10 protein-coding genes are annotated in these 12,286 nt (G+C 56.0%); 2 read left to right on the top strand and 8 right to left on the bottom strand.

Translation table 11 applies throughout. The features are described from left to right. Positions 1 to 11 precede the first annotated feature (11 nt). The 6 genes from fnrL to PhaeoP97_RS02395 form a co-directional block, all read right to left on the bottom strand. Positions 12 to 752 carry a transcriptional regulator FnrL gene (fnrL, locus tag PhaeoP97_RS02420; RefSeq protein ID WP_072503724.1) on the bottom strand — a complete coding sequence of 247 codons (741 nt, stop codon included), beginning with the start codon at positions 750 to 752 and terminating at the stop codon, positions 12 to 14. A 341-nt stretch (positions 753 to 1,093) separates the two neighbouring features. Further along, a complete protein-coding gene (locus PhaeoP97_RS02415) occupies positions 1,094 to 2,674 on the bottom strand; it encodes an ABC transporter ATP-binding protein (protein WP_072503723.1) in 1,581 nt (526 codons plus the stop codon). Further along, a complete protein-coding gene (locus PhaeoP97_RS02410; RefSeq protein WP_072503722.1) occupies positions 2,671 to 3,777 on the bottom strand; it encodes an ABC transporter permease in 1,107 nt (368 codons plus the stop codon). The genes PhaeoP97_RS02415 and PhaeoP97_RS02410 overlap by 4 nt, the downstream gene beginning before the upstream one ends. A 3-nt stretch (positions 3,778 to 3,780) precedes the next feature. Beyond that, positions 3,781 to 4,866, bottom strand: coding sequence for a microcin C ABC transporter permease YejB (locus tag PhaeoP97_RS02405; RefSeq protein ID WP_072503721.1), 1,086 nt, complete (start codon positions 4,864 to 4,866; stop codon positions 3,781 to 3,783). 9 nt (positions 4,867 to 4,875) lie between these two features. Next, positions 4,876 to 6,798 (bottom strand): extracellular solute-binding protein, encoded by a 1,923-nt coding sequence (locus PhaeoP97_RS02400; protein WP_072503720.1) that lies wholly within the window; start codon positions 6,796 to 6,798, stop codon positions 4,876 to 4,878. A gap of 232 nt (positions 6,799 to 7,030) precedes the next feature. Continuing rightward, on the bottom strand, positions 7,031 to 7,534 hold the full coding sequence (locus PhaeoP97_RS02395) for a c-type cytochrome (RefSeq protein ID WP_072503719.1): 504 nt from the start codon (positions 7,532 to 7,534) through the stop codon (positions 7,031 to 7,033). 119 nt (positions 7,535 to 7,653) lie between these two features. Here PhaeoP97_RS02395 and PhaeoP97_RS02390 point away from each other — a divergent pair, with 119 nt between their 5' ends. Next, positions 7,654 to 8,487, top strand: coding sequence for a prephenate dehydratase (locus PhaeoP97_RS02390; RefSeq protein ID WP_072503718.1), 834 nt, complete (start codon positions 7,654 to 7,656; stop codon positions 8,485 to 8,487). Between the two features lie 48 nt (positions 8,488 to 8,535). Here PhaeoP97_RS02390 and PhaeoP97_RS02385 read toward each other — a convergent pair whose 3' ends face one another. Together PhaeoP97_RS02385 and nudC are read right to left on the bottom strand one after the other, a co-directional pair. Further along, positions 8,536 to 9,003: an SRPBCC family protein gene (locus tag PhaeoP97_RS02385; RefSeq protein ID WP_072503717.1), complete on the bottom strand. Its 468-nt coding sequence runs from the start codon at positions 9,001 to 9,003 to the stop codon at positions 8,536 to 8,538. 69 nt (positions 9,004 to 9,072) lie between these two features. Continuing rightward, positions 9,073 to 10,068, bottom strand: a complete 996-nt coding sequence (gene nudC, locus PhaeoP97_RS02380) for an NAD(+) diphosphatase (RefSeq protein WP_072503716.1) — start codon at positions 10,066 to 10,068, stop codon at positions 9,073 to 9,075. A gap of 312 nt (positions 10,069 to 10,380) precedes the next feature. On the opposite strand from nudC, the gene PhaeoP97_RS02375 reads away from it, so the two are divergent. Then, positions 10,381 to 12,252 (top strand): 5'-nucleotidase C-terminal domain-containing protein, encoded by a 1,872-nt coding sequence (locus PhaeoP97_RS02375; protein ID WP_072503715.1) that lies wholly within the window; start codon positions 10,381 to 10,383, stop codon positions 12,250 to 12,252. Positions 12,253 to 12,286: the final 34 nt, after the last annotated feature.

Raw genomic sequence — 12,286 nt, 5'->3', positions numbered from 1 at the left:
TTATGATCAGATCAAATCAGATAGCCGCCGTCGCTGTCATCCCCAGCCTCGTCCATCAGGCGGCCCATGTCAGGCACGGTCACATGGCGCTTACCCTCCAATTCGATCACACCGTCCTTACGCAAGGCGGAGACCTGACGGCTGACAGTTTCCAACGTCAGCCCCAGGTAATCTGCCATCGCTTCGCGGGTCAGTGGTAAATCGAACACCCGACGATTGCTGTCCTTATGGAGCTGCAACGATGCATCACGCCGCGCCAGGATCGACAGCAGGCTGGCAATCTTCTCACGCGCAGTCTTACGCCCCAGAACCAGCATCCACTCTCGCGCCGCGTCCAATTCGTCTAGCGTCATCTCCAGCAGACGATGCGCAACATGCGGTGTCTGGGACATCATTTCTTCAAATGGTTTCTTGCGAAAACAACACATGACTACAGTCGACGTCGCCACCACGTTATAGGCCGCAGTGTCGCGCCCTGGGCGGCCAACAAAATCGCTGGGCAACAACAGGCCAACCATCTGAGTGCGGCCATCCTCCATCGTCTGCGTCAGGGTCGCGATGCCCGACACAACCGAACCCACGAAATCCATCCGATCACCGGACCAGGTAATCGGCTGACCTGCCTCATACGTGCGGTAGTATTTGATCGAATCCAGAACGTCCAATTCATCCGCATCACAGCGCGCACAAACGGCACGGTGACGAATGGGGCAATCACCGCAATTGACGTTCTGAATGGTAGGAGCGTTCATGGAGATGTCCGATTTGATTTGCGCTGAGGCGAATGCCAACCTGCGGGCACCAGACTAAACCGAAGGGCCGTAAATCACAATTGGCGACGCGGGGATTATTCGATGTCGGCGGGCTCTGATCTGACCCGAATTTCGGCCTGCGTGGCGAATAAAGACATCTATTTTTATCCATAATTTCAAATATCTGCCAGGCGGCTCATCACGCATCATAACCAAATCCGACATGTGCCAAACTGTCGCGAAACATCATGTGGGTTCACCGCCACATCTTTTAGTCTGGCGAAGGCCGGTGCCCGATAGATCCGGGTAATATTTTCAACCGAGTGCATTATGGCTAACGTTTAGCCCGCCGCAGCAAGCAACTGCCGCGTATATGGGTCTTTGGGATTGGCAAACAGTTCCGCTGTGGGCCCGACCTCTACAACATCGCCCTGTTTCATTACGATCATCTTGTGCGACATGGCACGCACTACGTTCAGATCATGTGAAATGAACAGATAGGCCAGCCCGTAACGGTCCTGCAGATCGCGCAGCAAATTGACGATCTGCACCTGCACAGTCATATCCAACGCCGAGGTCGGCTCGTCTAGGACAACCAGTTTGGGTCGCAGAACCATGGCCCGCGCTATGGCTATACGCTGGCGTTGACCGCCCGAAAACTCATGCGGATAACGGTCCATGAATGCCGGATCCAGCCCGACTTCGGTCATCACCTCAGCAACCAGATCACGGGGGTCGCGGCCCTGGTCCAGCTTATGTATCGCCAGACCCTCGGCGATGATCTGGGCACAGGTCATACGCGGACTTAGCGACCCAAATGGATCCTGGAACACGATCTGCATGTCCGCACGCAGCCGACGCAGATCGCGTGTCGACCACTGGCGCAAATCTTGCCCTTGGAACTGCACGCTGCCTTCTGATGCTATCAATCGCATGATCGCCAGTGCCAGGGTGGTTTTCCCGCTACCACTTTCGCCAACGATTCCCAGCGTCTCACCAGCACACACGCTCAGCGAGGTCGGGTTGACCGCCTTGACGTGACCCACGGTGCGTTTTAGCAGCCCCTTTTGAATGGGAAACCAGACCTTCAGATCTTCGGTCCTGACCAGCTCCTGCGCTGCGACGGGCACCGGTGACGGCTGCCCAGTTGGCTCTGCATCAAGCAGTTTTTGCGTGTATGGGTGCTGGGGATTGGCAAAAATCTCAGACGTCGGCCCCTCCTCGACGATTTCTCCCCCCTTCATTACGCAGACGCGGTCCGCAATGCGGCGCACAATGCTCAGGTCGTGGGTAATAAACAACAGCCCCATGCCTTCGCTTGCCTTCAGGTCGGCCAGCAGCTCAAGGATTTGTTGTTGAATTGTGACATCCAGAGCGGTGGTCGGCTCATCTGCGATCAGAATGTCCGGCTTGTTCGCTAGCGCCATCGCAATCATAACCCGCTGACGTTGCCCACCCGAAAGCTGATGTGGATAAGCACCCAGCCGGGTTTCGGCGTCTCTAATACCCACACGGTTCAACAACTCGATGATACGGGCACGGGCTGCGACCCCATCCAGTCCCTGATGTAAGGCCAACGATTCAGCTAACTGTTTTTCGATTGTGTGCAGCGGGTTGAGTGAGGTCATCGGCTCTTGAAAGATAAAGCTGATGTCATTGCCCCGGACCTGACGAAGACGTCGGTCATTTGCGCCCACCATCTCTTGCCCGTCATAGGTGACAGAACCGCTGACAGTGGCACTATCGCCGAGAAGAGAGACGGTAGACAGCGCCGTCACCGACTTGCCCGACCCGGATTCCCCCACTAACGCGACAGTCTCACCCTGGCCAACAGAGAAGGAAACACCGCGCACGGCCTCGGTCACTTTACCATCCTGACGGAATGATACGCGCAGGTCTCTAACTTGGAGCAACGGGCTCATGAAAACGTCTTTCTCGGATCAAACGCATCGCGCACGCCTTCAAAGATGAAAACCAGAAGCGACAACATGATGGCAAAGGTGAAGAACGCGGTAAAAGCCAGCCAGGGCGCTTCAAGGTTTTGTTTGGCCTGCAATGTAAGTTCCCCCAGCGATGGGGCTGAGGACGGCAGACCAAAGCCGAGAAAATCCAGCCCCGCCAATGTGCCGATGGTACCAGTAACGATAAACGGCAGGAAAGTCAGCGTCGCAACCATCGCATTGGGCAACATATGACGGAACATAATGGTTAGGTTCCCGACCCCCAGCGCCTTGGCGGCGCGGACATATTCCAGATTGCGGGCCCGCAGGAATTCGGCACGAACCACGCTGACCAGCGCGGTCCAACTGAACAGGATCATCAGGATCACCAATAGCCAGAAACTGCGGCCCAGGATGGCGAACATGATAATAATGACATAGAGCTGCGGGATAGATCCCCAGATCTCTATCACACGCTGAAAGATCAAGTCGAGCCAGCCGCCAAAGAAACCCTGAACCGCACCCGCCGCAATACCTACCAGCGTTGCAGCGCCGGTGACCATCAACGTGAACAGGATCGACAGACGGAACCCATGGATCACCCGTGCCAGCACGTCACGTTTGGTGTCATCGGTGCCCAAAAGGTTCTGCCCATTGGGCGGCAGAGGCGCTGCACCAGGCCGATCCACTGTGGTGTTGAATGAATAGGGAATCGGCGGCCAGATCGCCCAGCCTTCTACAAACCCTTTCGCCGCAAATACACCCGTCTCGATTTGTTGCAGAATACCCTCAGGATCATCAAAACAGTCCTCGACACCGCCAGAGGCAATCAGGCATTTCACTTCCGGATCTCGGTAGGCCGCCTCTGTCTGAAAGTCTCCGCCAAAGGCCGTCTCCGGATAGAAGTTAAACACCGGCGTGAAATATTCACCGCGGTAGTTCACCAACATCGGCTTGTCGTTGGCCACAAACTCCGCAAACAGCGAAATTCCAAACAGAATTGAGAAAATCCACAAAGACCAAAAGGCCCGGCGATTGCGGCAGAAGTTATTCCAGCGACGCCGGTTGAGCGGAGACAAAGCCATCGGTCAGCCCTCTCTCTTTTCAAAGTCGATACGCGGATCAACGATCACATACATGATGTCCGAGATGATCCCCACAACGAGGCTCATCAGGCCAAAGATGAATAGCGTGCCAAAGATCACAGGATAGTCGCGCGCCACGGCCGCCTCAAAACCCAGCCGCCCCAGACCATCGAGCGAGAAAATTGTCTCGATGATCAGGCTTCCTGAGAAGAACACACCGATAAACACTGCCGGAAATCCGGCAATAACAATCAGCATTGCGTTGCGGAACACATGACCATAGAGCACGCGGCTCTCGCTTAGCCCTTTCGCACGGGCCGTCATCACATACTGCTTTTTAATCTCATCCAGGAACGAATTCTTGGTCAGCAGTGTCAGCGTTGCAAAGGCCGAGATGGTCGAGGCCACCACCGGCAGAGTAATGTGCCAGAAATAATCGGTGATTTTGCCAAACAGGCCGAGGTTGTCCCAGTTGTCAGAGGTTAGTCCCCGCAGTGGAAAGACCTGCCAATAAGACCCACCAGCGAACAAAACCAGCAGCAAAATCGCAAACAGAAATCCGGGAATAGCATAGGCCGCAATGATCACGCCGCTGGTCCAGGTGTCGAACCGGCTGCCATCGCGAAGCGCCTTACGGATACCCAGTGGTATTGAAATCATATAGGCGATCAACGTCGACCACAGGCCCAATGAAATCGATACAGGCATTTTTTCCAGAACCAGGCTCATCACGTCGATCTTGCGAAAATAGCTCTCGCCAAAATCAAACCGCATATAGTTGCCCAGCATCAGAAAGAACCGCTCTAGCGGCGGTTTATCCAAACCGTATTGCTGTTCCAGTTCCGCGATCAGCTCTGGCGGCAGGCCCTGACGGCCTGCATAGCTGTCGTTGGCGGCTATGGCTTCGCCGCCTGCGTCACCGCCGCCGCCAGCGAAGCCTTCGAACACGTCGCCGCCGCCTTCTAGTTGCGCTATCATCTGTTCTACAGGGCCACCCGGCACGAACTGCACCAGCGCGAAGTTAATCACCAAGATTCCGAATAAGGTCGGAATCACCAATAGAAAACGTCTGAGGATATAGGCTGCCATGTCAGGCGCTTACCGCAATGCGCCAGAGGATTTCAATGCCGCTTCTTTCTTGGTGTCGACCCACCAGACATCGCGCAACCCCAGATCGAATAGAGGCAACGTTTCTGGTTGCTCATAAAAATTCCAATAGGCCACCCAGTTCACGCCCAGATACCAGGTCGGCACCATGAACCGCTTGGCCCGCAAAACGCGATCCAGCGCGCGCACATTGGCATAAAGCTCTTCCTGATCTTCTGCCTTGACGATGGCTTCAATCAGCTTGTCCACCGCCGGATCGGCCATGCCAGCTGGGTTGAAAACCGAAAATTCATGCGCATCAGACCCAAACTGCTGATACAGTCCGGTGGAGGGCTGCAGGTACTTTGGATAGGCATACGTGATCATATCAAAGTCTTTTTCCCGGCGACGGCTGGTGTATTGCGCATAGTCGACACGGCTGGATTTTGCGTCCACGCCCATCTGGCGCAGGTTCGTCACATAGGGCTGCACGATACGTTCAATGGTCGGAGAATCGATCAGAAACTCCAGCGTTAGCAATTGCCCCGCGTCGTTGCGGCGCAGACCATCTCCTCCGACACGCCAACCGGCGTCGTCCAGCAGTTTCATGGCGCGGCGCAGGTTTCGCCGATCTGCGGGACGATCTGGCTTAGAGCCATGTGCCATCACCGGCTCGTTGGTCAGCAGTGCCGGGTCAATCAGATCCCCCAATCCCTCAAGCACTTCCAATTCGCGCCCTTCTGGCAGGCCCTTGGCCTCTAGCGCTGTATCCTGCCAGAACGATTGCCGCTGTGCGAACAATCCGTATTGCAGGCTGTCATTTGTCCATTCGAAATTATAACCAAGTTGGATCGCCTCACGCACGCGAGGGTCCTGGAATTTGGGGCGCAACAAATTCATCACGAATCCGCTGGCCGCAGGCACGTTCCCATCGGCAAACTCGCCTTTGATGACATTTCCCGCTTTTACCGCATCAAACTCATACGCTGTTGCCCAGCTCTTAGAACTGTTCTCGGGGCGCATGGTATAGATCCCCGCCTTGAACCCCTCCATCGCGGCAACGGTGTCACCGAAATACTCGATACGGATGCGGTCATAGTTGTGGCGGCCAACATTCACATTCACATCGTTACCCCAATAATCGGGATTACGTTTATAAACAATGCGCTGATTAACATCCGCCGTTTCCAGCACATAAGGCCCCGACCCGATGCCGGGATCCAACCGAGGTTCATCCAATCGGCGGTTTTCAGGATCAGCCTCGAACCAGGCCTTGGAAAACACCGACGTACCCGCCACCTGCGTGATCATGGCTCGGCGCGGAAAATCCGGCGAGAAATAGAATTTCACTCGATGCGGCCCCAGCACTTCGGCCTTCGGAATGCGTTTTTTCACGGCCTCTGCATAGGATTTCAAGCCCTGCTCCAGTAGCAGATTATGGGAAAAGACAACATCCTCGGCGGTGACAGGCGTGCCATCGGAAAATCGCGCTTCGGGGCGCATGTTGAAGATCACCCAATCCTGGCTTTCGGGGTACTCTAGGCTCTCAGCCAGCAGACCATAATAGGATCCCGGCTCATCATATGAGCCAATCATCAGCGATTCAAAATGATCCGCCGACATCGCCCCACCTCGACCTTTACGGGTGTAGGGGTTCATACTGTCAAACGTGCCGACTGCGGACAGGGACAGCTCTCCGCCCTTTGGGGCGTCAGGGTTCACATACTCAAAATGACCAAAGCCGTCGGGATATTTCAACTCTCCGAATTCAGCAAAACCATGGCTCTTGATCACCGTTTCTTCGGCGTGCACCGTTGTGGCGGCAAGCGCCAGCATGGTCAGCGCTGCCAAACCGGCAAGGAAAGCCTGAAAAAGCGGTTGCGGATCAATCACTCGGGCCGAAACGGCACGGCGTGGCGTGGTGAGAGTCGTCATCTGCCAAAACCTCCATTGTCCGGCGTTTGATGCCAGGATCATTCTAAGAACCAAAGCTAAGCGGCTGCCCCCCTAACATTCAAGTTCAGATTGGCTGAATTTCCCGTGTGTCAACCTTTGGCAAGGCATCAACACGCCGAGCCAAGCATCACAACTGCGACAAAAGGGCTGTAAATGCAAAAAGCCGCACCAGGTGGCGCGGCCTTTTGATGATCGCGTATGGCGACCTAAATCAGTCGTCGAGGCTATCGAGGTAGGCGATCAGGTTAACCCGATCTTTCTGCTTCTTTAGCCCGCTGAAGCTCATGGTGGTGCCCGGCGCGTATTGCGACGGTTTGGTCAGGAAGGCATCCAGCTCTTCTGCGGTCCATTCGCCGCCAAGACCGGCCAGCGTCGCAGAGTAGCCAAAGCCATCCGCAGCAGCGATCGGACGATCAACCACCCCATAGAGATAGGGACCGGTGGCGTTTTCACCGGCTTCGAGTTTGTGGCAGGAGGAGCATTTCTTGAAGACCTTGGCACCTTTGCCAACGTCTGCCGCGGCCATCAGTTCACCAAAGTCTACGACTTCAGCAACTTCTTCCGCACCTGCCTCTTCCACTTCAATCACATAGGACGCCTCGCCGTGGGTATCCGTGTGATAGAGTTCCTCTGCGGCCCATTTGCCAAGGAGGAACACGAGGAGCGCGCCGCAAACGCCTGCGGTCGCTTTGGTAAGGGTCATCGTGTCAAACATGATCGCGAGTCCATTTCAGCTATCTGGGAGGGTGTCTAAGGCTTCCCCTCTCAAGTGGCAAGGTATAGACAGCGCGACGAAACGCCCGTTTTTTGAAGTTTTGCACGGATGTCGCAGTTATGACCCAGAGAATTGCCATTCAAGGGGAGCTTGGCTCCTACAGTCACGAAGCTTGCCGCAACGAACGTCCCGATATGGACGTGCTGCCTTGCCGCAACTTTGAAGACGCAATCGACGCCGTCCGCAGCGGAGACGCAGAGCTGGCAATGCTGCCTGTCGAGAATTCTACTTATGGGCGCGTGGCGGACATTCACCGGCTGTTGCCACATAGCGGCCTGCATATTATCGACGAAGCCTTTGTGCGGGTCCACATCAACCTATTGGGCGTGCCCGGCGCGCGTCTTGAAGATATCAAGGAAGCCCATTCACATCTGGTCTTGCTGCCGCAGTGCGCGCGTTTCCTAACCGAAAACAAGATTCGCGGCCGCGTCAGCCCTGACAACGCCCGCGCGGCGCGTGACGTGGCCGAACAGGGCGACAAGACCCACGCGGCCCTCGCAAGCGAATTGGCTGGTGAGATTTATGGATTAGAGGTGCTCGCCCGTCACATCGAAGATCACGGCAACAACACCACGCGGTTTGTGACAATGTCGCGCGAGCCGAATCTGGAACGTCGTGGCAACCACGGCATGATCACCAGTTTCGTATTCCAGGTCCGCAACATTCCTGCCGCGCTTTACAAGGCTATGGGCGGCTTTGCCACCAATGGAATCAACATGACCAAACTGGAGAGTTACATGGTCGACGGGTCTTTCACCGCGACCCAGTTTTACGCCGACATCGACGGCCACCCAGATGACGCCAACGTGCGGCTGGCTATGGACGAACTGGCCTATTTTACCACCAATATCGAAATTCTGGGTGTCTACCCCGCCAACGACGACCGGTTCTGAACGGCAGCACAACAAGTGCTGATCACCGGTCGTCTGGCGTGAAAGCCGTTACGTCAAACGGCTCATCCGTTCCTCGGTCTGGCGTGCAAATTCTGCCACCCGCTTTTTGAATCCGCGATTGAGCCGTGTCTTCGCCAATTTCAGCGATTGCACCAGCAAGCGCCCCGCCAGGGTTTTAGGCGCCAAAGACAACGCCACCGACAGTCGGGTCCGCTGCGGCGAAAGAGCCACCAACTCGACCTCCATCGCTCCGTCCAGACCGCTTCCTGCGCCGCTGATGATCATCTGGGTGACAGGCTCATATCCCTCCAGCGACAGATGCAGATTGCGCTGTTTGCCACGAAACTGAAACCAGACATCCCAGGCCAGCCCTTTGTCGGGACGCTGCACATCCCCCAAACACTGCACATCAACACCCCGGCGCAGCGCCATGCGTTCCATGCTCTCAAAATCAGTAATTGCTTGAAAGACCTCAGCAATCGGCGCTTCTATATCTTCTTTGCTGGAAAAATCCATTTGCGTCCTGTCATTGCGCCCGGCAGGTTTCAGCCGTGAAGGTCTTAAGGTTGGTAGCCACTATTCGTCTCAATCCAGCGTATCTGCAAGCCAGTTTTGCAGCAAAAAATGGGCAATTGCCCCATTGCGCGGCTTTCTAATCTCTGGGTGCACACCTTCGAACACAGTCATCATGTCCTGCCGCGAGACCCAAATCGCATCCTCAATTTCATTGGGATCGATATCAATGTCGCGTGTCAACGCCTCACCCGCGCAGCCAAACATCAATGACATCGGGAACGGCCAGGGTTGGCTGGACAGATAGCTGACTGCACCAACCTTAATGCCGGTCTCCTCATCCGTTTCGCGTCGCACCGCGGCCTCCAGCGTCTCTCCAGGCTCAACAAAGCCCGCCAACAGCGAATACATCCCCTCAGGCCAGCCCGGTGATCGCCCCACCAGAACGGCATCCCCATGGGTGATCAGCATGATCACCACCGGATCGGTGCGCGGAAAATGCGCGGCTCCGCAGCTGGGACAAATCCGCTGCCACCCCGCTTGCGCCATATCGCTCTTGGCTCCACACTTGGCACAGTAACCATGGCTCTGATGCCAGCCGAACACCGCACGCGCTGTCGCCGCCAACTCTGCCTCTTCGCGGCTGAGATGTGCCATGATGCGCCGCAACTCGGCAAAGCCGGTGTCAGACGGCAGATCAGGGTGCTGTTGCTCGCTGACATCCACAAAACCGCCCAGCGCAGTATCGTCCAGATTGTCGGGTTGCCATGCGCTGATATCCACGGCGAACCGCGCCAGACCCGACTCGCAGCGCCCGAGAAACACGGCATCAGCTGCTAAGTTACTGACCAACGGGTGGCCAGACATAACCCACGCGAGGGCGGCTGGAACGGACAAAGTGCCCTCATCTTCGCCCGGAATGCGGCACAGCGGCTTTCCGCGCCAAATCAACAATATACGGCTGTCCATGCCTTGCCATAAGTCCGCCAAACCCGCAGCATCATCCCGTAGTTGCGCTGCGCGATCCAGACCGCTGCCACCAAATGTTACCTGTTCTGCCTGCCGCATCGTTTCAGTCCATTGTTGTCCGCTGGTATGATCGGCTCGACCTGACCGAAGTCACCGGCCTGATACACCTCAAAGCTGCATTAATGTTTCCCGCGCACCACAGTCGCCAAGAAAATCAAATTGCTGGTTCAAACTTGAAAACCGGAATTCCGGCATATCTCAAGAGGAAATTCGCGCATTTAAATAGAATTCTTAGCAAAAAGCGACTTTCTAGTGTCACATTTGATTGCTTCAAAGAGCCCGACAGGCTTGTTAATAAATTCGCAACCAACGCCAAGCCGGGATTCACCGTGAGATCTTTAAGAAACGAATATGACAGGAGCTGATCAAACCACGGACAGCAAGGTTAGGTCTCTGCGCATTCTGGCGACGACGGATCTGCATGCCAACTTGTTGAGTCATGACTATTATTCAGATCAGCCTGATCCGGCCTTAGGACTGTCACGGGTCGCCACACTCATTGTTCAGGCACGCAAGGAGGCCGCAGCCGCGGGGGCCGCAACTCTGCTTATTGATAATGGCGATAGCCTCTACGGCACCCCGATTGCAGAGCGGCCGATGCAGCTTGGCGATACGCAGCCCGCACCGGTTCCAAGAGCGTTTTCAATGATGGGCTACGACGCCATCGGATTGGGCAATCATGACTTTGATTTTGGCCTTGATCAGTTACAACAGACGTTGATGCAGATCTCCTGCCCGGTTCTTTGCTCCAATATGCGCTCAATAGACCCGCAGGTTTCTCTGCCCTTCTGCAAAACCACTGTACTGACGCGTGAGCTGCCCGATTCTGGCGATGCCCCCCCCCTGCGGATCGGATTACTTTCGGTTCTACCAGTACAGACCCTGAAATGGGCAGCGCATCTTCTAAAAGGCAAAGTCGCCATCGAGGATATGGTGCAAACCGCAGTCCAGCAGACCGCCACGTTGCGGGCCGAGGGGTGCGACATCGTCATTGCGCTGGCGCATACCGGGATCGGCCCCCAAAAGGCCGCCTACGGTATTGAAAACGCCTTACATCCGCTCGCAGATTTGGGCGTGTTTGATGCCCTTATTGGCGGGCACACCCACCTGACATTGCCGGATTCACGCCATCCTGTCTCCGCTCCGGTGGTGATGCCCGGCGCTTATGGGTCACATCTTGGAGTTATCGACTTGCGCGTCGCCCGAAGCGACACAGGCTGGAGCGTGACAGGTGCAACCAGCACCCTGCGCCCGATTGCCAGACGACGCAACATAGGTGGATCTTACGGCGGGCTGAATTCGCTCGCCGAAGAACATCCCGCGATCGTCGAAGCACTGGCCGCAGATCACGCCGAAACGCGGGTCAGAATGGCCCAACCAGTCGGCAGTACCAGTCGGCCTCTGCATTCCTATTTTACGTTCCTCGGCCACGACCAAGCTCTCGCACTAGTCGCGACGTCGCAGGCCGCTGCCGTGCGTCCCGCGCTTCAGAACACAGTGGCCGGAAATCTGCCACTGCTCTCGGCCGCTGCCCCCGGAAAATTCGGTGCCCGTTCCGGCCCTTCAAATTACACCGATGTGCCTATGGGGCAGATGCATATGCGGCATATCGTGGATATCCAGCCCTTTCCGAATGAACTACGGGCCGTCGTATTGAATGGCGCCCAGCTGCGCGAATGGCTGGAAATGTCTGCTGGGCTGTTCAATCAAATCGCTCCCGGCACCTCTGGCGGGCACCTATTAGACGAAGATCGAGCCGGTCACAATTTCGATGTAATATTTGGACTGCAATACGACATTGATATCTCTACACCAGCGCGATTTGGCAGTGATGGAGAGCTCGCACATCCTGACAGCCACCGGGTGCGCAATCTGAGATGGAAGGGCGGGCCGGTACGAGACAGCCAGCATTTCGCCATGGCAGTGAATAGCTACCGCATCGGTGGCGGAGGCAATTTCACCATGGCCCAGGCCGCCACCCGATTGCCAATACCTCCAATGCGGGTTCGAGACACGATTTGTGACTATATATCGGGGCGATTGCCCCGCGACCCACTCGAACAGTCCCCCTCTCCCTGGCAGCTATTCAACCATCCCTTCACCGAGGCGGAGATTTTTACCGGCCCGGGCGCACGTGCATATCTGTCCGAACTCGATCCTGCGCGCTACAGCCTACATGGAACCACACAGGATGGTTTCTTGCAGATCGGTTTCAAGCTCTAAGACCAACCGACACCGACCCCGCTCCAGATTGAAG

Source organism: Phaeobacter porticola (genome assembly GCF_001888185.1).
GTDB lineage: Bacteria > Pseudomonadota > Alphaproteobacteria > Rhodobacterales > Rhodobacteraceae > Phaeobacter > Phaeobacter porticola.
This window is presented reverse-complemented; position numbering and strand designations above follow the sequence as displayed.

Coding starts and splice junctions, on each gene's coding strand:
- PhaeoP97_RS02410 (WP_072503722.1), bottom strand. CDS start 3,777: ATGGCTTTGTCTCCGCTCAACCGGCGTCGCTGGAATAACTTCTGCCGC.
- PhaeoP97_RS02375 (WP_072503715.1), top strand. CDS start 10,381: ATGACAGGAGCTGATCAAACCACGGACAGCAAGGTTAGGTCTCTGCGC.
- PhaeoP97_RS02400 (WP_072503720.1), bottom strand. CDS start 6,798: ATGACGACTCTCACCACGCCACGCCGTGCCGTTTCGGCCCGAGTGATT.
- PhaeoP97_RS02385 (WP_072503717.1), bottom strand. CDS start 9,003: ATGGATTTTTCCAGCAAAGAAGATATAGAAGCGCCGATTGCTGAGGTC.
- PhaeoP97_RS02395 (WP_072503719.1), bottom strand. CDS start 7,534: ATGTTTGACACGATGACCCTTACCAAAGCGACCGCAGGCGTTTGCGGC.
- PhaeoP97_RS02405 (WP_072503721.1), bottom strand. CDS start 4,866: ATGGCAGCCTATATCCTCAGACGTTTTCTATTGGTGATTCCGACCTTA.
- PhaeoP97_RS02415 (WP_072503723.1), bottom strand. CDS start 2,674: ATGAGCCCGTTGCTCCAAGTTAGAGACCTGCGCGTATCATTCCGTCAG.
- nudC (WP_072503716.1), bottom strand. CDS start 10,068: ATGCGGCAGGCAGAACAGGTAACATTTGGTGGCAGCGGTCTGGATCGC.
- PhaeoP97_RS02390 (WP_072503718.1), top strand. CDS start 7,654: ATGACCCAGAGAATTGCCATTCAAGGGGAGCTTGGCTCCTACAGTCAC.
- fnrL (WP_072503724.1), bottom strand. CDS start 752: ATGAACGCTCCTACCATTCAGAACGTCAATTGCGGTGATTGCCCCATT.